Here is a 24,268-nt window from a genome sequence, read left to right on the forward strand (position 1 = left end):
CATGAGCCAGGGCCGGCCCGGAGTAGGCATGACTGGTTTTGCCAGCATGGCTCCGGCTCCCGCACCGCAACTTGACCACCACGAGCTTGACGCTGTTGGACAGGCACTCGGAGTCTTGAGCGGCAAGCGCCTGGCCGTACTTACGGGAGCGGGGCTGAGTACAGATTCCGGTATTCCCGACTACCGGGGGCCAGGTTCTGCGCCCCGTAACCCAATGACCTTCCAGGAGTTCATTGGCAGTGAGGCCAACCGGCGCCGCTATTGGGCCCGGAATCACTTGGGATGGTCCCACCTGAGGCACGCCGACCCCAACGCCGGGCATGCCGCCGTCGCGCTGATGGAGCGCAGGGGGCTACTATCGGGCCTCATCACCCAAAATGTGGACCGGCTCCACGAGGATGCCGGCAGCGTCAACGTGGTGGATCTCCACGGGCGATTTGACCAGGTGATCTGCCTGGAAAACGGCCATATCTTCAGCCGGCGGTTGATCGCGGCGATCCTTGAGGAAATCAATCCAGGGTTCCTTGCTGATGCGCTGGAGTCCGGAGTGGTGGAAATGGCCCCGGATGCTGATGCCACAGTTGAGGATCCAGAACTCATTACCTCATTCGTTATGGCTGTTTGTCCCATCTGCGGTGGGACGCTCAAGCCTGACTTTGTCTATTTTGGCGAGAACGTACCCAAGGACCGGGTCGAGCGCGCGTACGCCATGGTTGATGAGGCGGGTGCGCTCCTGGTTGCAGGCTCGTCCCTGACGGTGCAGAGCGGACTTCGGTTCGTACGTCACGCCGCGAAAGCCGCAAAACCCGTGATCATCATCAACAGGGGACCCACGCGTGGAGACGGGTTTGCCGAACTGAAATTAGAGCTCGGCGTCAGTGGCGCGCTGGACTATCTGTCCCGAAATCTCCCTGATCTTTCCGGGCCTGAAGCCTCGATTGGTGTTTCTCTCGAATCATGATGTAGAGTCATTGTTCGTTGGTTGAAGCGCTGAGGCACTGAAACTGCGACTTGGGTCTTTAGCTCAGCTGGTAGAGCGCCACGTTTACACCGTGGATGTCATCGGTTCGATCCCGGTAGGACCCACCAAGCAAAACCCCGTCACTCCAAGCCTTGTGGCTCGGAGCGGCGGGGTTTTTTGTTGTCCACGCGTCGGACTTTTGAGGCGGCCCCAAATTGTCGGGGCCCGCTCGTAGGGTCTCCTCCATGGAGCACATTTACATCCGGACCAGCCTGCAAGGCTCGCCGGTCGCCGTCGTCAGGGGCAGCCGCGAGTGGCAGATTGTGGTGGACCCTGTCCGCTGGTTTGAGCGGGTTTCCTGGTGGGAGCATTCCCGGCGCATGCCCCGGGGACAGGGCCGCGTGGACGTGGAGGTCTGGCAGGTCCAGGTTCGCTTGGGAAACAATGACCGGTCCGGCATCGCGACGTGGGAGCTGGTGCGGGACGGTATTGGCGGGGGCTGGTGCCTCAGGGGCGAAGAAGTCGTTGCGGCCTGAAATTCCCGGGAAATGGATGAGCTCTCCACCACGACTATTGGGGGATGCCGCGGTGGAGAGCTCGAAGATGAATATACAGCGAACTCTTGGGTTTTGAAAAGCGGAGCCAGCCTCGGTCCTGCCACATGTCGGAAATGCGTCGAATCACCTCCCGATAGGGCTAAGCGCTTGCCACTATGATGGGAAGTGTTCAGCTGAATGAACAAGCAGAATGTATCGACGAAGGAGAATCATGGCCGATTCCCGCACCACCCGTTCCGAAGGGCTGGGCGCTTCGTCGCCTGCACCTGCAGTGACCCGCGCGGCGGCAGTTCTTGAGGCACTTGCTGGATCTCCGTCAGGCCGCCTCACTCTGAGTGATCTTTCGCGGGAACTGGGTATTCCCAAGTCGTCCACGTCGAACTTGTTGCTGGCGCTGGAGGAAGCACGCCTCATCACCAGGCAGGGTGCGGACTTTGCGCTGGGCAGGAAGCTGGTGGAACTTGGTGCCGCCTACCTCAGCCGCCTCGATGAGGTGCAGGAGTTCTACAAATATTGCGAGCAGGCCCCAACGCTCTCTGGTGAGACCGTGCGCATTGCCATGCTCGACGGCGATCACGTTATCTACCTGGCCCGCTACGAGGGGCATCCCGCAGTGCGGCTGACGTCCAATATTGGCGACAAGATGCCGGTTTCGCTGTGCAGCGTCGGTAAGGCGCTGTTGGCGCAACTGCACGATCACGACATCGAGTCCATGTTCCCGGACGGCATGGAACTCCCTGTGATGACCGCCAACTCCCTCCGCACAGCTGAAGAACTCAAGGCCCAGGTGGTGGCCATCCGCAAGCAGGGATTCGCCTTCGAGGACGAAGAGTCAACGGTTGGTGTCGTTTGCCTTGCCGTGCCCGTACCCACTCATGGCGCCCACGGCCCAAGCCTGGGCCTCTCTGTGACCGCCCTGAAGGCAACCTACTCGGAAGAGCAGGGCGCGCTTATGGTCAAGGAACTTAAGGAGTTGGCACGATCCCTCGGCAACCCCATGGGTTAAGGGGATGGCGGGCGTCACATTCACACCTCGCGGAATAAATCTGATTACAACCTTGGCAGTGAGTTCAACAAGCTGTACGCTGTTCATTATAGTGATCTTGGCGGTGATGCCATCGCTATCTCGCCGGGCCAACGGGGGCCTGGGGTGATTTTGAGGGAGTGCTTGTGATAACTCGTACTAATGCACGGCTCGCAGCTGAGGCTGACGACGCTGTTGTTGAGCCGGAACAGCTACGCCGGGCAACACTGGCAAGCTCCGTGGGCTCAGCCTTGGAGTACTACGATTTCTACATCTATGGATTGGCTTCCGCGCTGATCTTTGGCCCATTGTTCTTTTCCCCATTGGGCCCGGACGGTGCTTTGATCGCCTCCTTCGCCACGTATGGCGTCGGTTTCGCCGCCCGACCCTTTGGCGGTTTGATCTTTGGCTACATCGGCGACAGGTTCGGCCGCAAAATGGTCCTGATCCTCACCATCGCCTTGATGGGAACGGCAAGCTTTGCCATCGGATTGCTTCCCACCTTCGAGCAGGCCGGAATGCTCGGGGCGGTCCTGCTGGTGACCTTGCGGATCATCCAGGGCTTGGGCGCCGGTGCCGAGCAGGCAGGCGCCACCACGCTGATCTCAGAGGTGGCCCCGCGCCGCCGTCGTGGTTTCTACGCATCACTGCCGTTCGTCGGCATCCAGTTGGGTACGCTCCTCGGTGCAGGCACCTTCGCCCTGATCGCCATGGCCGACAAGTCCGTCCTGCAGGGCTGGCTGTGGCGCGTACCGTTCCTGGCCAGCTTTATCCTGATCGCGGTGGCCATCTTCATCCGGCTCAAGCTGAAGGAAACCCCTGCGTTCCAGGAGCTTGAGAAGCACAAGAACGTGGTCAAGAACCCCATTGGTGCCCTGTGGAAGCACTCCAAGAAGAACGTGCTCCTGGGTATCGGTCTCCGTATGGGCGAAAACGGCAACTCGTCGATCTACTCAGCGCTGCTGGTCTCGTTCATGAGCATGCCTGCGGGCGTCTTTGCTGGAAACAACTCGATCGGACCAGTAGGCCTGCTGATCGCCGCAGGATTCGCTGCCGTCCTGGTGGTGACATTCGGCGCTCTCTCCGATAAATATGGCCGCGTTCCCGTGTACCGCTACGGCGCATTGTTCCAGGCGATCATTGCCGTTCCTGCCTTCTACCTGGTCACCTTGGGGAACGTCACCCTCGTGTGGGTTGTCATGGCTGTCGGCATCGCCATCGGCGTCCAGTCGATGCTGGGCCCCCAGTGCCCGCTGCTGCCGGAATTGTTCGGATCCCAGTACCGCTTCACCGGCGTTGCCATGAGCCGGGAAATCTCAGCCGTCCTTGCCGGCGGACTCGCTCCGCTGCTGGGTGCTCTCATGCTGGCGGCCACCAACCACTCGTGGCTGGTTTTGGCCATCTACTCGCTGGTCCTGGCCCTCATCTCCTTCGTGACCACCTTCTTCACGCCGGAGACGGCCGGACGAGACCTCGTCAGCACGGAAGACGCAAAGTAACTCTCGCGCTAACCGCAAACACGCCAGCGCGGCACTCTCCATGCGGAGGGTGCCGCGCTGCTGTTGTCAGAGGCCAGGCTGTTGAAGGGTGCGGACGGACTATTCCTGCACTTCCCGCGGCGGCTTGAACACGCTTCCCGAAATCGGCGAGGTGGCGAACCATCCAGTACCTTCTCCGGACGGGCTGGCTTTCAGGGCGCGGGTGATTCTGTCCTTTTCCGCGCGCGCCACAGCTACAAGGACATCGAAAGCAGCAACGGCCCGGGGGTTGGGGCCGTTTGTGCCGCGGAACCGGTGCGTCCGGGCGTTCTCTTCGTAAGATCTGAACTCGACTTCGTATCCGTCGCCGAGTTCATCAGCAACTCGCTGCGCCAGTCGATGACCTTCAGTTGTGTAGTTGGCTGCCCGGTCCGCTGACTTCCAAGTGAAATCACGCGTCAGGGACTCGTAGTAGAACTGCTCCCAGTCCCGGAGCTCATGCACCAGGCCTTCGGTCAACCCCGTGAGTTCATAGCTGATGGGAACATCGAGCCAGAGCACACTATCCGCGTAGTCCGGAAATAGGCGGACGACGCTTCGCTGCGGGCCCTCTGAACGGTTCATGTGCCGATGCTACTGCAGGCAACACGGCAAGGGGCGCGGCCAGGGTCTGTCCCTGGCCGCGCCCCTTGCATGGACCTGCTATTGAGAAGGTGGCTTAGTAGAAGTGCACTGGATCCACCAAGTGGGGCAGTTCGCCGCCGGCCATGAAGGTGCGCAGGTTGCTGCAGAACCGCTCGGCGATGAGTCGGTTCTCAGCCGAGCTCAGGGCGGAGGTATGCGGGGATACGAGCACCCGGGGGTGACTCCACAAGGGGCTGTCCTGGGGAAGCGGTTCCACGGCGAAGACGTCCAGGCAGGCGTAGGAGACCTGGCCGTTGTCCAGGGCTTCGAGCAAGGCTTCTTCATCGACAACGGTTCCGCGTCCCACGTTGACGAACACAGTCCCGGGCTTCATGGCACCGAAGACTTCTTTGTTGAACAGCTTCTCCGTATATGGCGTGCCCGGAAGTGTGTTGACCACGGCGTCGGCATCGGCGAGCAATCCGGGGAGGCCGTCATTGCCGGTGACCTCCTCGATGCCCTCGATGGCTTCGACGTTGCGCTTGGTGCCGCTGACCTTCATGCCAAGGGCGCGTGCAATGCGGGCCGTTTCCATGCCGATCTCACCAAGGCCGGCGATGACCACCTTGGATCCGTTGGCCAACTTGGTGGGGGTGCGGAGTTCGGGCCAGAGCTTGGCGGCCTGGTCCTGCGCCATCTCCGCACTGCGCTTGAAGCCGTTGAGGATTCCGAAGGCGGAAAACTCTGCCAGTGGCAAGGCGTGAACGCCTGCCGAGGTTGTGACGCGGAACTTCTGCAAGGTTTCGGTGTCCAGGCCGGAGGCCTTGACTGCTCCGCCGGCGCCGGCGGCCATGGCATGGATCCACTGCAGGTGGGGGTTGCTGGCGGCGATGCGTGCCAGTCCTGCCGGGCTCTCGTTGGGGAAGCCGTAGAGAACCTGCGCCCGGTTCAGCATGGCCCAGTATCGTTCCTCCTGCTCTGGCGTCCGCTTGAAGCCGGGGTCGCCGGCATGGTCGGCGGGGAACCGCTCGGGGGGCAGCAGCTCGGGATCGTAGAGAACCGTTACGGAAGGATCTACAGCGCGGATCAGCTCTACATGCTCTGCTTCGAGCGGTACAGCGATGGCGATGGTAAGTTCATCAGTCGTCATAGTGTTCATCATACTGAATGGAGGCTAGGATATTGAACAGTATTCCTGAAGATGACCACAACGAAGTGAGGAGTTACCTGCCGTGACCAATCAACGTGTGGGCTTCGTGGGCCTGGGCCTCATGGGCGCACCCATGGCCGCAAATATCGCGAAAACCGGGTGGGCCATCACCGCCTGGAACCGTTCCGATGCCGCCTTCGATGGCCTCCCCGGTGTCCAGCGGGCAGCCAGCGTCGCCGGACTGCGGGACGAGGACGCCATCATCTTCATGCTTCCGGATCTGCCGTTCATCGAAGAAGCTGCCTCGGGTTTGCTCGAATCCTGGCGGAGCGCACCACCAAAGCCGGGTACCGCCGTCGTGATTATGAGCAGCGTCTCGCCAACAGCGGTACGGCAGTTCGGCGAAACTGTCCACCAGGCGAGCAATGGCAACGCCTGTGTGGTGGACGCGCCAGTCAGTGGCGGGACGGCAGGTGCGCAGGGCGGAACGCTGGCCATTATGGTCGGCGCCACCGAATCCCAATTCGACGACCTGAAACCGCTTCTGGGCTCCATGGGGACCACCGTGCGGCGGTTGGGGCCACTGGGATCCGGCTCCCTCGCCAAAGCGTGCAATCAACTGATTGTCGGAACCACGACGGCGGCACTCGCCGAAGCGGCCGAACTCGCCGAACGCTCCGGCATGGACGTGGCAGCCCTCTTCGAAGTTCTTTCCGGAGGGCTGGCGGGAAGCCGTGTGTTGGACAATGTCGGCCCTCGTCTGGCCACGAAGGATTATGCGCCCACCGGTCCTGCCAAGTTCATGCATAAGGACCTGGGCTTCGTCCTTGCCAGTGCTGAAGCTGCCGGCTCGGCCGTACCCATGGCCTCGGCGGCCCTTGACCTTTACGCAGAACTGAAACGACAAGGACTCGGCGATCAAGACCTCGCCGTGGTCCGTCAAACCATCGCCAACCTGAGCCGGACGCACGCTGCTTCGACGAACAGCAACTGAACCGGCGCAACCGTAGAAGGAATGAAGAACAAACTATGAGTGGACTTTTCGATCTGGCCGGGCGGGTTGCCTTGGTTACAGGTTCAAGCAGGGGGATCGGCAACGCCCTCGCCAGGGGCCTCGCCGATGCCGGAGCAACGGTAGTGCTCAACGGCATCAACGCGGACCGGCTCCAGGCAGCCCATCAGGCCATGGCAGCTGACTACCCGGACGGGCGGGTGCACAGTCGCGCCTTCGACGTTACCGATGCCACGTCCGCCGCAGAAGGGGTGGCCTGGGTCGAGCAGAACGTCGGACCGCTGGACATCCTGGTGAACAATGCCGGGATCCAACACCGTGTGCCCATGCTGGACCTGGACGTCAAGGATTGGGACCGCGTGATCACCACGGACCTGACCAGCGCTTTCCTGGTAGGGAGGGAAGCAGCCAGGCACATGATCCCGCGGGGCCAGGGCAAGATCATCAACATCTGTTCGGTCCAGACAGACCTTGCCCGCCCCACCATCGCACCCTATGTGGCAGCGAAGGGCGGACTCCGCAACCTGACCCGGGCCATGACGGCAGAGTGGGCCGCGTCAGGCTTGCAGATCAACGGAATCGCCCCCGGGTACATCCACACGGAAATGACCCAGAACCTGGTGGACGACGCTGACTTCAACTCCTGGATCCTTGGCCGCACCCCGGCCAACCGGTGGGGGACCGTAGCCGATCTCGCAGGGCCCGTGGTGTGGCTTTCGTCGCAGGCGTCCAACTTCGTCAACGGCCAGACAATCTTCGTCGACGGCGGAATGACGGTGGTGGTCTGATGGGTATCACCCTTCCTGTTTCCGGCCCCGCAGTGGTTGCCCATGGAAAGGGCGATCTCCGGATTGAAGACATCCCACTGACCGCTCCCGCGTCCGATGAGGCGATTGTGGAGATAGCGTACGGCGGGATCTGTGGTTCCGACCTTCACTACTGGTTGCACGGCGCGGCAGGGGAGTCAATCCTCAAGGAGCCAATGGTCCTCGGCCACGAGATTGTAGGCGTCGTGGCCCAGCAGGCTGCTGACGGCAGTGGCCCCGTGGTTGGAACGCCCGTTGCTGTCCATCCAGCCACTCCTGCTCCCGGTGATGTCCGATTCCCGCAGGACCGGCCGAATCTCTCCCCGGGATGCACTTATCTGGGCAGTGCTGCCCGGCACCCGCACACAGACGGTGCTTTCAGCCGTTACGCCAACCTTCCATCCAGGATGCTGCGACCACTGCCGGAAAGCCTGGACCTTCGCACGGCTGCGCTTGTAGAACCGGCCAGTGTTGCCTGGCACGCCGTTGCCCGGGCCGGCGATGTCAGAGGAAAGACGGCCCTTGTCATCGGCAGCGGTCCTATCGGTGCGCTCGCCGTCGCCGTCCTGAAGCGTGCCGGCGCGGCCAGGATTGTCGCCGTCGACATGCATGACAAGCCGCTGGAAATCGCCCGCGCCGTTGGCGCGGATGAAGTCCTCAAGGGCGATGAAGCGGATGCAATAGCTGCAGTGGACGCCGATGTAGTCATTGAATCCTCAGGCAGCCACTACGGCCTCGCATCGGCCATCAAGGGTGCCACCCGCGGCGGCAAAGTAGTGATGGTGGGACTTCTGCCGTCAGGGCCGCAGCCGGTCTTCATCTCCCTGGCCATCACGCGCGAACTGGAACTGCTGGGGTCCTTCCGCTTCAACAACGAAATCGACGATGTCATCGCAGCGCTGGCTGACGGCTCGCTGTTTGTTGACCCGGTTGTGACCCATGAATTCGACCTCGCCCATGGTTTGGAGGCCTTTGAGGTGGCCAGGAATTCGGCGGAGTCCGGAAAGGTTCTGTTGAACTTCCGGTAGTAGCTAGTTCCTGGACACGGGGACGAACACGCGGGGCTGGTCGTCCCAACTGGGCGCCAGCTCCGCGATGGTCTGCCGCATGATCTTCGCTGCCGCGTCACGCGCGAGGGAACCATCCCCGGCGTCGATGGCGTGAGCGACGTCCATATGCCACTGGAGTGCCTGCTTTTGGGGGTGCTCCGGCATGAGCCCGTGCACGGTACGACCGGTGAGGGTCTCGGTGACCTGACCAATGAGGTTGGCGAACATTTCGTTGCCCGATCCGGACAACACCAGTGCGTGGAACCGGATATCAAGGTCAAGGAACCTGGCCATGTCTCCGGCATCGCCGGCCTCCTTCATGGCGAGGGAAATGCCCACCAGCTCTTGCCTGAGGCTTTCCGGGGCATTGCCTGCGGCAAGTTCGGCGGCCACGGGCTCGACGGCGGAACGCAGCTCAGCGAGCGACCTCAGCTGGGCGCCCCGTCCCTCGCCGGCAAGCCGCCAACGAATGACCAAAGGATCGAACGGATTCCAGCGGTGCGCAGGAAGGACACGGATGCCTACCCGCTTGATGGTCTCGACGAGGCCCAGCGATTGCAGAACGCGAACGGCCTCGCGGACCACGGAGCGGGATACGTTGAGTTCGTCTTCCAGGTGCTCCGCCAACATGACATGGCCTGTAGGGAGGGCGCCGCCCACAATCCGGGTTCCCAAATGCTCAACGGCGCGGTGGTGGAGGCTGGTTGACATAGAGGTAAGCATAGTGGCGCAGAGGACGCCTGCGTGCCGGACCCGGTATCACATGCCTGGCAGCGCGTCAGTGGAACCGGGCGCCCATCATAGACTGTTTATGACGCGGGCCCCTTCCAAAACGTGGGCACCGCTTTCCCGCCCAAGGTTTTAATACGTATGGTTTATTGCAGCCCCTGGTTTTGAAATCGCTTCCTGCGTATCCCCTATGGGTACGTCGGGACTGTTTGTACACGAACGAATTGGAGTTTTGATGTCAGCACACATCGGTGTCACCGGCCTTGCGGTGATGGGCGCCAACCTGGCCCGCAACCTCGCCCGCAACGGCTTCACCGTGGCTCTCCACAACCGCTCCGTGGAAAAGACTGACGCCCTGCTCGAAAAGCACGGCACGGACGGCGACTTCATCCGCACGGAAACGCTGCAGGAACTCGTCGACTCCCTCGAAAAGCCCCGCCGCGTCCTGATCATGGTCAAGGCAGGCGCTCCCGTTGACAACGTGATCGAGCAGCTCGAACCGCTGCTCGAGGCCGGCGACATCATCATCGACGCCGGTAACTCGCACTACGAGGACACCCGCCGCCGCGAAGCGGCCTTGGCCAAGAAAGACCTGCACTTCGTCGGCGTCGGTGTTTCCGGTGGCGAAGAGGGCGCGCTCAACGGTCCGTCCATCATGCCCGGTGGTTCCAAGGAATCCTACGACGCCCTTGGCCCGTTGCTGGAGAAGATTTCCGCAAAGGTGGACGGCGAGCCCTGCTGCGCTTGGGTAGGCACCGATGGTGCGGGCCACTTCGTCAAGATGGTCCACAACGGCATCGAGTACGCCGACATGCAGGTCATCGGTGAAGCATTCGACCTCCTCCGCTCCGGCGCCGGCATCGAACCCGCTGAGCAGTCCAAGATCTTCGCTGAGTGGAACAAGGGCGATCTGTCCTCCTTCCTGATCGAGATCTCTGCTGAGGTCCTGGGACACGTTGACGCCAAGACGGGCAAACCGTTCGTGGACGTCGTGGTCGATGCCGCAGGACAGAAGGGCACGGGCCGCTGGACGGTCATCTCCGCCCTGGAACTCGGCTCGCCGGTCTCCGGCATCGCCGAATCCGTTTTCGCCCGCGCGCTGTCCTCCCAGACCGAGCAGCGCAAGCTTGGCCAGGAACTGTTGGCCGGCGAAGAAGCCTCCGTGGAAATCCCCGAGACCTTCGTCGAGGACGTCCGCCAGGCTCTCTACGCCTCCAAGCTGGTCTCCTACGCCCAGGGCCTTGACATGCTGACCTCGGCCGCGAAGGAGTACGGCTGGGACCTCAAGCTGGACGAGATCGCTTCCCTGTGGCGTGCAGGCTGCATTATCCGTGCAGAACTGCTCAAGGACATCACCAAGGCCTACGCCGCCGAAGAAAAGCCCGCCAACCTGCTGTTCGCGCCTGCCTTCACCAAGGCCATCGCCGAGTCACTCCCGGCCTGGCGCCGCGTTGTGGCAACCGCTGTTCAGCTGGGCATCCCGGTACCGGTGTTCTCCTCCTCCTTGGCGTACTACGACGGCCTGCGCCGCAAGCGCGTTGCCGCTGCCCTGATCCAGGGCCAGCGCGACCTCTTCGGTGCACACACCTATGGTCGCGTCGACACCGAGGGTACGTTCCACACCCTGTGGGGCGAAGACAAGTCCGAGATCTCGGCAGTCGACACCCACTAGCGTCAGCTTCCCGCAAGAGGCCGGTCCCTCCCAGTTACGCTGGGGAGGGCCGGCCTTTGCCGTACCTGAAGTGAACTTGCCGTACCTGAAATGAAGGAGAACTGCCATGGCATCCCGCATCGCGCTTGTCACCGGGGCTTCCACGGGAATCGGCTTCGACACGGCCATCGCCCTCAAGGCGGCAGGGTTCACTGTATATGCCGGTGCACGCCGTCGGGAGAAGATGGAGCCCCTGAAGCGTCACGGCATCACGGTCATGTCCTTGGATGTCACGTCGGAGGAATCCATGGCGTCTGCAGTGGCTCTGGTGGAAGCGGCCCACGGACACATCGATGTCCTTGTCAACAATGCCGGCTACGGTTCGTACGGATCCCTTGAGGAAGTTCCGTTGGCCGAGGGCCGGCGCCAGTTCGAAGTCAATGTCATGGGCCTGGCCAGGATGACGCAACTCGTCATTCCCGGGATGCGGGCTGCACGCTCAGGCCGGATCATCAACGTCACGTCCATCGGCGGAAAAATTTACGAGCCCCTGGGTGCCTGGTACCACGGCACAAAATTCGCAGTGGAGGGGATGAGCGATTCCCTGCGCCTGGAGTTGAAACCGCACGGCATCGACGTCGTCATTATTGAGCCGTCAGGGACAAACACGGAATGGGGCACCATAGCTGGCGAGGGTTTGTTGGTCGCCTCCGGTGGCGGGCCCTACAGCGAACAGGCCCATGTCGTCGCTGCCGCACTGGCATCCACTTCCGGAGCCGGTCACGTGCTGTCCACTCCGGCCAGGGTCGTTGCAAAAGCCATAGTTCGAGCTGCAACAGCAAGACGCCCCAGGACCCGCTACCCGGTGGGTAGGGGGGCCTGGAGCGTCCTGGCAATGCGAAGAATTCTTCCGGACCGCGCCTTCGACGCGGTCTTCTGGAATTTCTACAAAAGACTCGCGGGCTAGATCCGGTACTCGATGTAATACTCTGCCGGATCCACTGCGGGCTTGGTTTCGGACCTCGCATCGCGATGACGCCACGTTGCGGGAATTCCTGTGATGATCGATTCCGGTGGAGCGTCCTTGACCACCACGGCGTTGGCGCCGACGGCGCTGTCCGCGCCGATGGTGATGGGCCCCAGGACTTTGGCGCCAGCACCGATTGTGACGCGGTCACCGATGGTCGGGTGCCGCTTGACCTTGGCCAAAGAGCGGCCTCCGAGCGTCACGCCGTGATAGATCATCACGTCCTCGCCGATCTCGGAGGTCTCGCCGATCACCACACCCATGCCATGGTCGATGAAGAAACGGCGGCCAATGGTGGCGCCGGGATGGATCTCGATGCCCGTCAGGAACCTGGCCAGCTGTGAGATCAGGCGCGCCGGAAAACGGAGCGCCGGGTTCTGCCACAGCCGGTGCGTCAGACGATGCGCCCAGATGGCGTGCAGGCCGGAGTATGCGAAAAAGTTCTCAAAAGAGCCTCGAGCCGCCGGGTCATGCGACCGGGCGGCGTCGAGGTCTTCCTTAAGCCTTGCGAAGAAGCTCACAAAGACCTTTCTACAGAAATGAAGGCGTGCGGGCCAAGTCTTAGCCGCGGATGTCGTCGAACAGCACAGTGGAGATGTAACGCTCTCCAAAGTCACAGACGACGGCAACGATCAGCTTGCCTGCATTCTCGGGGCGCTTGGCCAGCTCAAGGGCCGCCCAAACGATGGCGCCGGAGGAAATGCCGCCGAGGATGCCTTCGCGGGCACCGAGTTCACGGGCAACGCGGACTGAATCTTCCAGCGTGGCATCCAGGACTTCGTCGTAAACGTTGGTGTCCAGGATTTCCGGAACAAAGTTGGCGCCGATTCCCTGGATCTTGTGGGGGCCCGGGGCTCCACCGTTGAGGATTGCGGAGTCCTTGGGCTCGACAGCTACGATCTGCACGCCCGGCTTGCGTTCCTTGAGGACCTGGCCAACGCCGGTGATGGTGCCGCCGGTACCCACGCCTGCAACAAAGATGTCGACTTCGCCGTCGGTGTCATCCCAGACTTCCTCGGCAGTAGTGGCGCGGTGGATCGCAGGGTTGGCCTCATTGGCGAACTGCTGGGCCCAGATGGAGTTCTCAGTGTTGGCGACGATTTCCTGGGCCTTCTCGACGGCACCGCGCATGCCTTCGGAACCGGGCGTCAGGACAATCTCGGCACCGTAAGCGCGCAACATGACGCGACGTTCGGTGGACATGGTCTCAGGCATCGTCAGGATGACCTTGTAGCCGCGGGCTGCGCCCACCAGTGCCAAGGCGATGCCTGTGTTGCCGGAGGTACCTTCGACGATGGTTCCGCCCGGCTGCAAAGCGCCGGACTTCTCAGCGGCATCGATGATCGCCACGCCGATGCGGTCTTTTACGCTGTTGGCCGGGTTGTAGAACTCGAGCTTGACTGCAACGGTGGCGTCGAGGCCTTCTGTCAGCCGGTTCAAACGAACCAGTGGAGTGCGGCCAACCAGCTGCGTGACGTCGTCGTAGATCCTTGCCATGAAAATTACGCCTATCTCTGAAGAGGGAATGCTGAGGTCAGCCTAACCAGCCGGATCGAAACCCTGCTAAGCAGTAAGCCATGCAGAGTAATATTTCCGGGCCTTGGCCAGTTTCGGATTAATGATCACCTGGCAATACCCCTGGTAGGGGAACTTGGCATAGTAATTCTGGTGTACTTCCTCGGCCTCATGGAACTCCGGAAGGCGGCTGACCTCGGTCACAATCGGATCGGACCACAGGGCCTGGGCGCGTTCGATGGCTTCCTCGAACAGCACTTTTTCATCCGTGGTTGTATAAAACATCGATGACCGGTACTGGGTGCCGACGTCGTAACCCTGCCGGTTCAAGGTAGTGGGGTCGTGAAGGGCGAAGAACATGTCCAGGATGACCGTCTCCGGTACAACGGTTTCGTCGAAGGTCACGGCAACGACTTCCGCATGACCTGTGGTTCCTGAGCAGACCTCGTAGTAATCAGGATTGCGGACGTGGCCGCCGGTGTAGCCGGAGACTACGGAGCTGACGCCGCGGGTTTTCTGGTAAACGGCGTCCAGGCACCAGAAGCAGCCACCGCCAAGTACGAAAGTTTTCATGTTCTCTTCAATGGATCGGAGGGCTCGATGATTCCCGCTTCACCTTACGGGAGAATTACGGGGACTGGCATGTGCAGAATCAGCCTGATCCAGCGCCGTAGGGAAGAATAAGGATATGGAAGCAGTAAACACTGACATTTCTGATGCGGATTCCGTCGAAGAGGACGAAACAGTTGAAGCCGGCGGCGATCCAACGCTGGGTCAGGTGTTGTTGGCTGTCGAGGAACTCTGGCCGGAGTCCTTGGCCGAGGACTGGGACGAAGTTGGCCTTGTTGTCGGTAGGCCCAATGCTCCGATCACCAAGGTGCTCTTTGCCGTAGATCCCACGTTGGCCGTGATTGACGAAGCCATTGAGTGGGGCGCTGAACTGCTGATTACCCACCATCCTTTGCTCCTCAAAGGCGTGAATTCCGTCGCCGCGACGTCGGCCAAGGGCCTTGCCGTCCACCGTTTGATTGAGTCTGGTACTGGCCTCCTGACCGTTCACACCAACGGCGACTCAGCCGTCGGAGGAGTGTCCGACGTTCTCGCCGACGCCTTCGGCTTGGACAACGTGGTTCCCCTCACTGCTGCAGCCAACGGCTTGCCGGAAGAGGGCATCGGCCGGGTCGGTGACCTACCTGACCTGGTCACGCTTGGTGATTTCGCGGCGCGCGTCTTTGAAATGTTGCCCGCGGTGGCCGGTGGAGTCCGTGTGGCCGGCGACAAAGATGGATTGGTGCGGCGCGTCGCCGTCTGTGGTGGTGCCGGAGATAGCTTGTTCGACGCCGTCCGGGCCAGCCATGCCGATGTGTACGTCACAGCAGACATGCGCCACCATCCGGCATCCGAAGCCCGCGAAGGTGCCAGCAACGGCCGGCCTTACCTGATTGACGTTTCACATTTTGCCAGCGAATGGTTGTGGCTGCCTGCCGCCTCCGAAGCACTGGGCAACGTGCTTGCGGACCAAGGCTACGACGTCGAAATCCGTGTCAGCAGCACCAACAGTGATCCTTGGGACTTCATACTCACTCCCGGCGGGGACTAGAGTCTAGAAGGACATGGACAGCCTCAACAGATAGAGGCCGTCCGGCCGTGACTGATACCCGGTTCCGGCGGCGACAAGCGGAGGTAAGCGTGGCGAAAGCAGCACCGGCAGAACAATTGAAATTGCTTGAACTGCAGGGGCTGGACGCCAAGCTGAAGTCGTTGGCAGGCCGCCGGAAGGTTTTGGAAACGGACCCCCGCATCACGGACCTCACAGATGCCCTTAGCGTCGCCAATGGTGAGCTGGGAGCCGCCAAGGTCGCCGTACACGATGCCGAGTCCGAACTTCGCCGGGCGGAAGCTGACGTGGAGCAGGTTGCCACCCGCATTGAACGCGACGAGACCAGGCTCAACAGCGGCACCGGCCTGTCCAAGGACCTGGTGGCGTTGCAGAATGACATTGCATCGCTCAACAAACGCCGCTCGGACCTTGAGGATGTTGAGCTCGAAATCCTGGAGCGACTGGACACGCTGCGTGAGCGGCAAGCAGCCCAGCAGGCGATCGTTGACGATATCCAAGGCTCCTTCGGCAGCATCCGTGCCGAACTCGATGAAGCCATTGCTGAAATCGCGGCTGAAGAAACCGTGGTTCGTGGACAGCGGGCAGCGTTCGCCGATTCCCTGGACGGGGGAGTGCTCGCCGTCTACGAGAAGACCATCGCCAAGCGTGGCGTCGGTGCCGCCCGGCTGTTCCATGGGAAGTCCGAGGGGTCGGGCATGATGCTCAGCCCTGGCGACTTGGCCGAAGTCAAGGCCGCTGCTGAAGACGACATCGTCTTCTGCCCGGATTCCGGTGTCATCCTGGTCCGTTCGGCCGAGTGGAACTGACCGGCCCCTACATCAGCTGGACAGGATGATGTTGAGCGCGTGCGGCTTCCGGGCCGTGCCCTCAACAAGCTCCGCAGTCCAGACTTCGCCGGCGGCCTTCAGGAGCTGATCCGGAGTTGCTGGAGCTTTGCCGCGCCTTGTCAGCAAGTGCCGCGCCAGCTCACCACGCGTGTGCTTGGCGAAGTGGCTCACTACGGTCCGTTTGCCGTTTGCTTCATTGAACACGTTGACGTTGACGGTCTGCGCCGTAGGGGGAGCCCATGCTGCGGCGTAGGTGCTGGAGCGGCAATCCACCAGGAGATGGCCCTCGGCACGTGAGGCGAGGGCTGCGCTAAGTTGCGGCTTCCAATAGGAGGCGAGGCGTCCGACGTCGGGCAGGGCAGTTCCCATGGACAGCCGGTAGGCGGGTACATGGTCACCAAAGCCGATGGCGCCCCAGAGGGCGGAGACCACGAGGATCGACTCGGTCGCCTTACGGCGCTGTGTTGGCGTCATGGTGTTGTAGCCCAGGGCATCGTAGAGAACCCCGGAATAGACCTGGTGTGCCGGCGCTGCCGGTTCCGCATGGAGTCGGGTATTGCGTTCGACGTCGTCGCGCAGCGAGGCGCCGACGCCCAGCAACGCGAGTGCGTCCTCGTGCGCGCTCACGCTACCCAAAGCTTCCAGCACCTTTGCCCGATATGGATTCAGTTCCGGAAAGCTGAGCGACTCCCAATCGATGGCGGGACCTTTGGGAGCGGGGGTCTTGCCTTCGGAAGGCGGCAGCAGAATCAGCACCAGTCGATATTACCGGGGACTTTGGCCGGTCCCAACGCCGGTAGACTGGACGGCGGATGGGTCGACCAGGCGGTCGCGCGTCATGAAAGTGGCTCGAGGAACGTCCGGGCTCCGCAGGGCAGGGTGGTGGGTAACGCCCACTCGGGGTAACCCGCAGGCCAGTGCCACAGAGAACAGACCGCCTGCGCCGCATGGTGTTTGCATCACGCGGCAGCAGGTAAGGGTGAAACGGTGGTGTAAGAGACCACCAGCTCCCTGGGTGACCGGGGAGGCTAGGTAAACCCCACCCGGAGCAAGGCCAGACAGGACACGTTCGAGGGCTGCTCGCCCGAGTGTCCGGGTAGGCTGCTGGAGGGCGTCGGCAACGGCGTTCGTAGATGGATGGCCGCCACTCCTCTGCCGGTAACGGCAGGGGATGACAGAACCCGGCGTATCGGTCGACCCATCCATTTATGACTGCCGCAAAACCGGCGTGTGAGTGATTTCACGCCTTCGCGCGGCCTATGCTCCTTCCTTCCGCCTTAGAATGGTTACTGAACGTAGATGTTCTGCCGCCGGGACTGCGTTCGCAGCCGGCGGATTTTTCTTTGCTCTCGTTCAAGGCGCTGTGGGTGGACCGAAGCCCGCTGGCGCATGTGCCGCAGGACTACTCCGGGCGGCCGCTGCCATCTGCATACGAGGACGTATGTGGTTGACCCAAGGAAGGTAGTTCTGTGAGCCAGACGTCAGATTCTTGTCTTGATAAGTGGATGGGCCGGGAGGCTCTCGCCGAGGCCATGATTCCGGTGATCGGCCGGTTGTACCGGGAAAACAACGTGGTCACCAGCATCCACGGCCGCAGCCTGATCAACAAGTCCACCATGAACATCCTTAAGGCGCACCGCTTTGCCCGCCGGATGAGCAACCACGAGCTCCTGCTCGAAGAGACCGCACCCCTGCTGAACGCCCTGTCGGAGCTGGAACTCGGCGCAGCAGCCATTGATATTGCACGCTTGACCGAGAAGTTCCGGGCTGAAGGCAATGGCGCCTCCTTGGATGAGTACCTGCGAGCAGAGCTCGCTGAGATCGTGGGAAAGCGCGGCGCTGACGACCGCACCAGCACCGACGTCGTTCTTTACGGCTTTGGCCGCATCGGTCGTCTCCTGGCCCGCATCCTCATTGAGAAGGCCGGCGGTGGCCACGGCCTGCGACTCCGCGCCATCGTGGTGCGCAAGGGCGCTGAGAACGATCTTGTGAAGCGTGCCAGCCTGCTGCGCCGCGACTCCGTGCATGGTTCCTTCGAGGGCACCATCCGCGTGGACGAGGAAGCCAACACCATCACCGCCAACGGCGTGCAGGTCCAGGTCATCTACTCGGACAACCCCGCCACGGTGGACTACACGGCCTACGGCATCAAGGATGCCCTGGTCGTGGACAACACAGGCCGCTGGCGCGATGCCGAAGGCCTCTCCCAGCACCTGCTGAGCAAGGGCGCTTCCCGCGTCCTGCTCACCGCGCCGGGCAAGGGCGACCTCAAGAACATCGTTCACGGCATCAACCACAAGGACATCGCGGATGAGGACAAGATCGTCACCGCCGCGTCCTGCACCACCAATGCCATCACACCCGTGTTGAAGGCCATCAACGACAAGTTCGGCATCATCCACGGCCATGTTGAAACGGTGCACTCGTTCACGAACGACCAGAACCTGATCGACAACTTCCACAAGGGCGATCGCCGCGGCCGCTCCGCAGCGTTGAATATGGTCATCACCGAGACAGGCGCCGCAAAGGCCGTAGCCAAGGCGCTCCCGGAACTGCAGGGCAAGCTGACCGGCAACGCCATCCGCGTTCCGACGCCGGATGTTTCCATGGCCATCCTGAACCTCAACCTTGAAAAGGGCACTACCCGGGATGAGGTCAACGACTTCCTCCGCGAAATGTCCCTGCACTCGGATCTTCGCAAGCAGATCGACTACATCGATTCTCCCGATGTTGTTTCCACAGACTTCGTTGGCTCACGCCGTGCGGGCATTGTTGATGGCCTCGCCACGATCTCCAATGACAAGAACCTCGTACTGTACGTCTGGTACGACAACGAGTTCGGTTACTCCTGCCAGGTAGTCCGCGTCATGGAGGAAATGGCCGGCGTCAACCCGCCGTCGTTCCCGGCCCGGGACGTCGTGGCTCCTATCGCAGTGCTTGAAACGGCCGGAGCCTAGGCACCCGGAAGTATTCTCGGGTTTCCCGGCTGTGTCACTGGTATCAGCCGGGAAACCTGACCAAAATGGGTTCATGGAAAATGAATCAACGCTTGAACACGAGACCACGCTGGAACACGCGCTGGACGTGGCCCGCGCCAATCATAAGCAAGCTCAAAAGCTCTTGGATCAAGCCGTTGCGGCCAACTCCGCTGGCGACGTCACTGACCAACGGGTGGAGCAACTGCGGGGGCTCCTCGCGGTAGCAGCGGAGGACCTCCAGCGCGTGATGCGCGAGCAATAACCTCGCAGATTGACCTTCTCCACGGTGTGACTTCTCCTCCACACTGTGGATACCGGCTCTGACTGTCGGGGCCTTGTCCTACGCTCGTAGGACAAGCCTGCCCCCACTGGATGGAGTCCCTTGAGCATCACCTGGTCTGCCTATAAACGCGCTCGGCGCAGATCCCGACAAGCATGGACAATTCTTGGCCTGGCCGCCGCAACCCTCGTGGCTGGGCTTTCGTGGTTTTTCACCACAGGCCAATTCACTGCTGCCGATTCGTGGGTCGTGGGACCAAGCGAAGCCCCTGTTTTCGACCCTGCCTGGATGAAGCCGCTCCGCGGCGCTGCTCCCGTGGCTGCCGAAAAAGCGGCCGAGGCCTTGGATAGGCTGCAGGTAAAGGGCAGGGCTGCGAAAACGGACTATGACAGGGCTGCCTTCGGGCAGGCCTGGGCCGATGCCGACAGGAACGGGTGCGATACCCGGAACGATATCCTGCGTCGGGATCTCAAAGCCGTCGAGTTCACGGAAGGCTCATCGTGCAAGGTAGCAGGCGGCAGCCTTCACGAACCCTACACCGGAGCGCAGGTATCCTTCCGGAGAGGCCAGGACACCAGCTCAGCCGTTCAAATCGATCACGTGGTTGCCTTGGCAGACGCATGGCAGAAAGGTGCACAGCAGCTTACTGTCCAGCAGCGGCAGATGTTCGCAAACGATCCCCTGAACCTGATCGCCGCTGATGGCCCCGCGAACGTTAAAAAGGGCGCAGGAGACGCCGCGACCTGGCTGCCGGCTAATAAGAACTTCCGCTGCCACTATGTCGCCCGGCAGATTTCGGTGAAGGCTGCCTACAAGCTGTGGGTGACACCAGCAGAGAAGGACGCCATGAAGGGCGTCCTGTCCTCCTGCCCGGAGCAGCAGACTATCTACAGTGCCAGGTGACCGTGCCCCAATTGCCAGGTGCCGCCGTCGTCGATCCTCTCCAAGACCACACGCTGGAGTGAGGTGTCCCGGGGGAGCCTGTCCAAGTCCTGTAGCCCGCGTTGCCGGAACGTGAAGTACACGGCATCAGTTGGGGCGTCCGTGCAGCGATCCAGCGTGAAGCGCCGGGCAAAGGAAGCAATATTGCTGTCCGGGAGCCGGTCCGCGAGGTAGGGATCCAGCATCCATGAATCACAGGTGGCAACAGCTGCTGGTTTATCCGGGAAATAGCGGGCGAAGAACAGGCGGGCCTCGGCCAGGCTGGCATCCACCAAGGCGGGGGAGAGCCCGCCATCTTCGGGAATATGAACGCCGAGTACCCAGCGCTGGTTCTCCGCTGGAGTACCGGCTTGAGCGGTTTCCTCCGGGCTGCGGACCAGATGGAACTGCAACCGGCCCAGCCTGAACAGATTCCCTGCCATGTGTAGGGTCAGCCAACCCCAGGTATCAAGGCCAAAACGTCCGTGGACCCGGCGGTTGATCCGGAGCTGCAGGCCCATGTCGGCCAAGGACGCCGCGGATACCTCCGGACTGATTCCACGTTCCAGATGGTGGGAGTAAACGGCTGGGGCGAAGCGGAGCAGTGCTTCGATCCATACGGTCTCGCTGGCGTTGTCTTCCCTGATGCTCTCCAGCGGAAAGGTTCCGAGGCGTTGCTGCAGGGCTGCCATGGACCGCAGCACGGATTCATCGGGCGGCGTAGCCAGAAGGCGGGCGCATTCATCCGCATCGGCGCCAGTGATGTCCAAGAGCCCGAAAAGTTCGCTGTGCGTGCTCGCGGACATGCTTAGTGTCCGAAAGGATCGGGGTCGACGCCGGGCATCCAGGTCAGGCCGGGCACACCCCAACCGTTTTTCTTGGCTTGCTTGAGTGCCTTCTTTGAATACCTGTCCACGAGCCGGTTGACGTAAAGCTTGCCATCCAGGTGGTCGAACTCATGCTGCAGGATCCTGGCGAACCAACCGGTCGCTTCAAAGTCCACTGGGTTGCCATTGCCATCGAAGCCTTGAACCCGGGTCCATTCAGCCCGCTGCAAGGGGTAGTACTCGCCAGGGAAGGAAAGGCACCCTTCCACATGCTCGTCAGGGTCCGGGAGTGCTCCTGAGACTTTGGAGAGAGTCAGGACCGGGTTGACCACGACACCCTGCTCCGGGACGTCGTCATCATTGGCGTACTTGTAGACGAAGAGCCGCTTGCCCACACCGATCTGGGGGGCGGCGAGCCCCACCCCGTTCGCGGCCTCGTTGGTCTCGAACATATCCGCGATCAGGGTGCGGAGTTCGTCGTCGAAAGCCTCGACTTCACTTGCCCGACGGTGCAAAACAGGTTCGCCCCAAATGGTGACTGGCAGGACGGTCATGTCAGTTCTTCCTTTGTCGATCGCTGAAGTCCGGAGCGGCGTTGGTCCGCATTCGGGTTAAAAGCAAAGGCCGCACCGGGTAACCGGTGCGGCCTTTGTGGAAACCGGCTCTGGAGCCAATCTCGGTGGGGTGAGCTACGGGGGTTGAACCCGCGACCTCCTGGACCACAACCAGGCGCTCTGCCAACTGAGCTAAGCCCACCATGTGCCTTTGGGGCTGAACCGTTTGACCGGCTTTCCTTCAAGGCAACGACAAATAGCTTACCTGCTGTTTTGGGGTGCAAAGTCCACTTTTGCCGGTTTTGGCGAAAAAACCTTGAAAAATGGTGCAGATCACACCTTTTCGTTGGATCCCAAGGTCTCGGCGGTGGCAATGATGTCCTTGGAAATGCGCTGTGCTGTTGCGGTGTCCGGCCCGGGGGCGGCAACGAAGACAGCTTCCCGGTAGTAGCGAAGTTCGTCGATCGAGTCCTTGATGTCGCCCAGGGCGCGGTGGCCGCCGTGCTTGGCCGGCGACTGGAAGTAGGCGCGCGGGAACCAGCGGCGTGAGAGTTCCTTGATGGTGCTGACGTCTATCACGCGGTAGTGGAGGTGCTCGACGATGTTGGGCATGTCCCTGGCAAGGAACATCCGGTCCGTTCCCACTGAGTTGCCGCCCAGGGGAGCCTTGCGGGGATCCGGCACCCACTTCTCGATGTACTCAAGGACCTGGGCTTCTGCCTCGGCCATGGTCTTCCCACGGGGAAGTTCGTCAAGGAGCTTGGAGCGAGTATGCATGTCCCGCACAAAGTCGTTCATTTGTTCCAGTGCGGCATCGTCCGGCTTGATGACGACGTCGACTCCGTCACCCAGGATGTTGAGCTCGGAATCCGTCACCAGCGCCGCAACCTCGATGAGGGCGTCGTTCTTGAGGTCCAAGCCGGTCATTTCGCAGTCGATCCACACGATGCGTTCATTAGTAATAGGCACGCGCCCAGCCTATCCTTCAGGCGCTTCCAAGTACTCCGATGGTACGATTTTTGAGCGCGGCAGTGTCGTTTCTTCCTGCTGCGGAAAGCCCCAAAGACGCTGAATTTGTCCCGAACACACCCGGGCGAACGATTGGATGACGACCACATGACGGTGCCAGTACCCGCCGCCCAGAAGGCAGGGACAGCAGCGCCGACGGCGGATGCTGCAGCCAGCGAGGTAGATAACGCACGTTCGCCATTGATCGCCGGTTTCATCGGATCAATGTTCATGATGTTCGGCTCTTTGGGTGTCGGCTGGCTCGCCCCGGTTTCCGAACTTCGGCGGCTGCCCCTCTTCATCTGGATGCGTACCGAAGGCGTCGGCGTCGCAGTATCGATTGTCCTGCTGGCCGTCGGGGGCATGTTGCTTGTCCGGGCCTGGCTCCGCCTGGGCCAGCGTGTCCGGGTGTGGGGACTGGAAGCACGCAAGGCAACGCTTCAGGCGGTGGTGGCTTGGGGGCTGCCCATGATGTTCACGGTTCCCCTCTTCAGCAGGGATGTTTACGCCTACATCGGTCAGGGCCGATTAATGGTCGAAGGCATCAATCCCTATGAGAACGGGATCTCTGCACTTCCCAACTACTTCCAACTGGGCGCAGACAAGATGTGGACCGAAGCGCCGGTGCCCTACGGTCAGCTGTTCCTGTGGATTGAGCAGTTCGTCGTCTGGGTCACGAACGTTCAACCCGAAGCAAGCATCATGCTTTTCCGGCTGGTAGCCCTCGTGGGCATTGTTCTCTGCATCATCTACGTGCCGAAGCTGGCGGAACTTCACGGAGTCAATCCGCACCGGGCCCTATGGCTGACAGCTGCAAACCCGCTCTTCCTGACCAACTTCATTGCCAGCGTCCACAATGACGCACTCATGATCGGGCTGGCCCTTGCAGGCTTGTACTACTGTGCAACGAGGCGTGTGATCCTGGGAATTGTTTTGGTGACCCTGTCCATCTCCGTCAAGCCCATCACTGTCGTTTTCCTTCCGTTCATCGGACTCTTGTGGGCAGGCAAGGGAGCTTCCTGGCCCCGGAAGTTCGTCTTCTGGTTCCTGACGGCCGGGCTGAGTTTTGGACTGCTGTATGCCATGGGTATGGTCAATGGCTTCGGGTTCGGTTGGATCAACGGCCTGTCCGCCCCCGGGAGTGTGTGGATCTGGTACGCACCCATCGGCCTGATCGGCCTGGTTGTGGCCTCCATTTTCAATGTCTTTGGCCTGGACGGCTGGGGCATGGCCAAGTGGGTTTACGACGCCGGTAAGGTCCTCATGGTGGGTGCCATCGCCTGGCAGGTCTTCCGGGGCGATTACGACCGCCTGATGCGCCGCCTCACCCTGGCGTTTGCGGCCATTGTCCTGCTGGCGCCGATGATCCAGTCCTGGTACGTGGTGTGGCTGATACCGCTCTTTGCGGTGACAGGCATCCGCAATGACTGGCAAGTCAAGGCCGTCTACTTCGTCGTCTCTTTCTTCATGGTCTACGCGATCTCGGACCAGCTGGATGTCTTCCCCTACCTTCAGAGTGAAGACCTGGGCCTCGCGCTCACACTGGCCCGGAATGCGGCCGCGATCATCGCCCTGCTCTTCGCCGTGTACCTGATCTTCGTCGATCCCAAGACCAAGAGCTTGTTCCGCAAGCGAGACGAACCCGGCCTTCGCCCCATCATCTGAGCTG

Annotated in this window: 25 protein-coding genes, 2 tRNA genes and 1 other RNA gene; 17 read left to right on the forward strand and 11 right to left on the reverse strand. The window is 61.5% G+C overall.

Annotated elements, in window-relative coordinates; translation table 11 throughout:
- Position 1 precedes the first annotated feature (1 nt).
- From ACSSVG_RS19410 to ACSSVG_RS19430, 5 genes are all read left to right on the forward strand, one after another.
- Complete coding sequence (locus ACSSVG_RS19410; RefSeq protein WP_492415894.1) at positions 2-961, forward strand: Sir2 family NAD-dependent protein deacetylase; 960 nt, start codon at positions 2-4, stop codon at positions 959-961.
- 52 nt (positions 962-1,013) lie between these two features.
- Positions 1,014-1,089 (forward strand) — tRNA-Val (locus ACSSVG_RS19415).
- A 117-nt stretch (positions 1,090-1,206) separates the two neighbouring features.
- On the forward strand, positions 1,207-1,497 hold the full coding sequence (locus ACSSVG_RS19420) for a hypothetical protein (RefSeq protein ID WP_231343457.1): 291 nt from the start codon (positions 1,207-1,209) through the stop codon (positions 1,495-1,497).
- Between the two features lie 232 nt (positions 1,498-1,729).
- Positions 1,730-2,524: an IclR family transcriptional regulator gene (locus ACSSVG_RS19425; protein WP_231343456.1), complete on the forward strand. Its 795-nt coding sequence runs from the start codon at positions 1,730-1,732 to the stop codon at positions 2,522-2,524.
- Between the two features lie 158 nt (positions 2,525-2,682).
- Positions 2,683-4,041 carry an MFS transporter gene (locus tag ACSSVG_RS19430; RefSeq protein ID WP_492415895.1) on the forward strand — a complete coding sequence of 453 codons (1,359 nt, stop codon included), beginning with the start codon at positions 2,683-2,685 and terminating at the stop codon, positions 4,039-4,041.
- Positions 4,042-4,140: 99 nt separating this feature from the next.
- Here the strand turns inward: ACSSVG_RS19430 and ACSSVG_RS19435 are convergent, their stop codons facing one another.
- Together ACSSVG_RS19435 and ACSSVG_RS19440 are read right to left on the reverse strand one after the other, a co-directional pair.
- A complete protein-coding gene (locus tag ACSSVG_RS19435; RefSeq protein WP_253468425.1) occupies positions 4,141-4,644 on the reverse strand; it encodes an immunity protein CdiI family protein in 504 nt (167 codons plus the stop codon).
- Positions 4,645-4,738: 94 nt separating this feature from the next.
- Positions 4,739-5,806 carry a D-2-hydroxyacid dehydrogenase gene (locus ACSSVG_RS19440; protein ID WP_492415896.1) on the reverse strand — a complete coding sequence of 356 codons (1,068 nt, stop codon included), beginning with the start codon at positions 5,804-5,806 and terminating at the stop codon, positions 4,739-4,741.
- Positions 5,807-5,876: 70 nt separating this feature from the next.
- Here ACSSVG_RS19440 and ACSSVG_RS19445 point away from each other — a divergent pair, with 70 nt between their 5' ends.
- From ACSSVG_RS19445 to ACSSVG_RS19455, 3 genes are read left to right on the forward strand one after another with little or no spacing between them, the layout of a single operon-like run.
- A complete protein-coding gene (locus tag ACSSVG_RS19445) occupies positions 5,877-6,788 on the forward strand; it encodes an NAD(P)-dependent oxidoreductase (protein ID WP_492415897.1) in 912 nt (303 codons plus the stop codon).
- Positions 6,789-6,823: 35 nt separating this feature from the next.
- A complete protein-coding gene (locus ACSSVG_RS19450) occupies positions 6,824-7,594 on the forward strand; it encodes an SDR family oxidoreductase (protein WP_231342768.1) in 771 nt (256 codons plus the stop codon).
- Entirely contained in the window at positions 7,594-8,640 is a 1,047-nt protein-coding gene (locus ACSSVG_RS19455) for an L-idonate 5-dehydrogenase (RefSeq protein WP_253468421.1), read from the forward strand. The genes ACSSVG_RS19450 and ACSSVG_RS19455 overlap by 1 nt, the downstream gene beginning before the upstream one ends.
- A 3-nt stretch (positions 8,641-8,643) precedes the next feature.
- Here ACSSVG_RS19455 and ACSSVG_RS19460 read toward each other — a convergent pair whose 3' ends face one another.
- On the reverse strand, positions 8,644-9,372 hold the full coding sequence (locus tag ACSSVG_RS19460; protein ID WP_231342765.1) for a FadR/GntR family transcriptional regulator: 729 nt from the start codon (positions 9,370-9,372) through the stop codon (positions 8,644-8,646).
- Positions 9,373-9,625: 253 nt separating this feature from the next.
- On the opposite strand from ACSSVG_RS19460, the gene gnd reads away from it, so the two are divergent.
- Both gnd and ACSSVG_RS19470 read left to right on the forward strand, forming a co-directional pair.
- Complete coding sequence (gene gnd, locus ACSSVG_RS19465) at positions 9,626-11,062, forward strand: NADP-dependent phosphogluconate dehydrogenase (RefSeq protein ID WP_492415898.1); 1,437 nt, start codon at positions 9,626-9,628, stop codon at positions 11,060-11,062.
- A 106-nt stretch (positions 11,063-11,168) separates the two neighbouring features.
- The gene (locus ACSSVG_RS19470; RefSeq protein WP_492415899.1) at positions 11,169-12,008 is read left to right on the forward strand and encodes an oxidoreductase; all 840 of its coding nucleotides are present in this window, start codon (positions 11,169-11,171) and stop codon (positions 12,006-12,008) included.
- On the opposite strand, the gene epsC is transcribed toward ACSSVG_RS19470, so the two are convergent.
- The 3 genes from epsC to msrA all read right to left on the reverse strand — a co-directional run bounded on the left by epsC (position 12,005) and on the right by msrA (position 14,156).
- Entirely contained in the window at positions 12,005-12,589 is a 585-nt protein-coding gene (gene epsC / locus ACSSVG_RS19475) for a serine O-acetyltransferase EpsC (RefSeq protein ID WP_231342761.1), read from the reverse strand. The genes ACSSVG_RS19470 and epsC overlap by 4 nt on opposite strands.
- Before the next feature lie 40 nt (positions 12,590-12,629).
- Positions 12,630-13,565: a cysteine synthase A gene (gene cysK, locus ACSSVG_RS19480; RefSeq protein WP_231342759.1), complete on the reverse strand. Its 936-nt coding sequence runs from the start codon at positions 13,563-13,565 to the stop codon at positions 12,630-12,632.
- Positions 13,566-13,631: 66 nt separating this feature from the next.
- Complete coding sequence (gene msrA / locus ACSSVG_RS19485; RefSeq protein ID WP_492415900.1) at positions 13,632-14,156, reverse strand: peptide-methionine (S)-S-oxide reductase MsrA; 525 nt, start codon at positions 14,154-14,156, stop codon at positions 13,632-13,634.
- 115 nt (positions 14,157-14,271) lie between these two features.
- Here msrA and ACSSVG_RS19490 point away from each other — a divergent pair, with 115 nt between their 5' ends.
- Both ACSSVG_RS19490 and ACSSVG_RS19495 read left to right on the forward strand, forming a co-directional pair.
- A complete protein-coding gene (locus ACSSVG_RS19490; protein ID WP_231342751.1) occupies positions 14,272-15,183 on the forward strand; it encodes a Nif3-like dinuclear metal center hexameric protein in 912 nt (303 codons plus the stop codon).
- Positions 15,184-15,272: 89 nt separating this feature from the next.
- Positions 15,273-16,010 carry a zinc ribbon domain-containing protein gene (locus ACSSVG_RS19495; RefSeq protein WP_253468417.1) on the forward strand — a complete coding sequence of 246 codons (738 nt, stop codon included), beginning with the start codon at positions 15,273-15,275 and terminating at the stop codon, positions 16,008-16,010.
- Positions 16,011-16,022: 12 nt separating this feature from the next.
- Here the strand turns inward: ACSSVG_RS19495 and ACSSVG_RS19500 are convergent, their stop codons facing one another.
- Entirely contained in the window at positions 16,023-16,787 is a 765-nt protein-coding gene (locus ACSSVG_RS19500; protein ID WP_492415901.1) for a YaaA family protein, read from the reverse strand.
- A 57-nt stretch (positions 16,788-16,844) separates the two neighbouring features.
- On the opposite strand from ACSSVG_RS19500, the gene rnpB reads away from it, so the two are divergent.
- The 4 genes from rnpB (at position 16,845) to ACSSVG_RS19520 (ending at position 20,192) form a co-directional block, all read left to right on the forward strand.
- An RNA gene (gene rnpB / locus ACSSVG_RS19505) (RNase P RNA component class A) lies at positions 16,845-17,236 on the forward strand.
- Positions 17,237-17,536: 300 nt separating this feature from the next.
- On the forward strand, positions 17,537-18,988 hold the full coding sequence (locus tag ACSSVG_RS19510; RefSeq protein WP_492419258.1) for a glyceraldehyde-3-phosphate dehydrogenase: 1,452 nt from the start codon (positions 17,537-17,539) through the stop codon (positions 18,986-18,988).
- 73 nt (positions 18,989-19,061) lie between these two features.
- Positions 19,062-19,271, forward strand: coding sequence for a hypothetical protein (locus tag ACSSVG_RS19515; RefSeq protein WP_159708846.1), 210 nt, complete (start codon positions 19,062-19,064; stop codon positions 19,269-19,271).
- Positions 19,272-19,391: 120 nt separating this feature from the next.
- The gene (locus ACSSVG_RS19520; protein ID WP_253468415.1) at positions 19,392-20,192 is read left to right on the forward strand and encodes an HNH endonuclease family protein; all 801 of its coding nucleotides are present in this window, start codon (positions 19,392-19,394) and stop codon (positions 20,190-20,192) included.
- Here ACSSVG_RS19520 and ACSSVG_RS19525 read toward each other — a convergent pair.
- The 4 genes from ACSSVG_RS19525 to orn form a co-directional block, all read right to left on the reverse strand.
- Positions 20,177-21,016, reverse strand: coding sequence for an acyltransferase domain-containing protein (locus ACSSVG_RS19525; protein WP_492415902.1), 840 nt, complete (start codon positions 21,014-21,016; stop codon positions 20,177-20,179). The two genes, ACSSVG_RS19520 and ACSSVG_RS19525, sit on opposite strands and share 16 nt — an antisense overlap.
- Positions 21,017-21,018: 2 nt before the next feature.
- A complete protein-coding gene (def, locus tag ACSSVG_RS19530) occupies positions 21,019-21,591 on the reverse strand; it encodes a peptide deformylase (RefSeq protein WP_492415903.1) in 573 nt (190 codons plus the stop codon).
- Between the two features lie 126 nt (positions 21,592-21,717).
- A tRNA-His gene (locus ACSSVG_RS19535) sits at positions 21,718-21,793 on the reverse strand.
- A 131-nt stretch (positions 21,794-21,924) separates the two neighbouring features.
- Positions 21,925-22,518, reverse strand: coding sequence for an oligoribonuclease (gene orn, locus ACSSVG_RS19540; protein WP_492419260.1), 594 nt, complete (start codon positions 22,516-22,518; stop codon positions 21,925-21,927).
- Positions 22,519-22,707: 189 nt separating this feature from the next.
- Between orn and mptB the strand changes: the two genes are divergently transcribed.
- A complete protein-coding gene (mptB, locus tag ACSSVG_RS19545; protein WP_492415904.1) occupies positions 22,708-24,264 on the forward strand; it encodes a polyprenol phosphomannose-dependent alpha 1,6 mannosyltransferase MptB in 1,557 nt (518 codons plus the stop codon).
- The last annotated feature ends 4 nt before the right edge of the window (positions 24,265-24,268 follow it).

The sequence above is a fragment of the Paenarthrobacter sp. E2MeOHC11 genome (genome assembly GCF_058744955.1).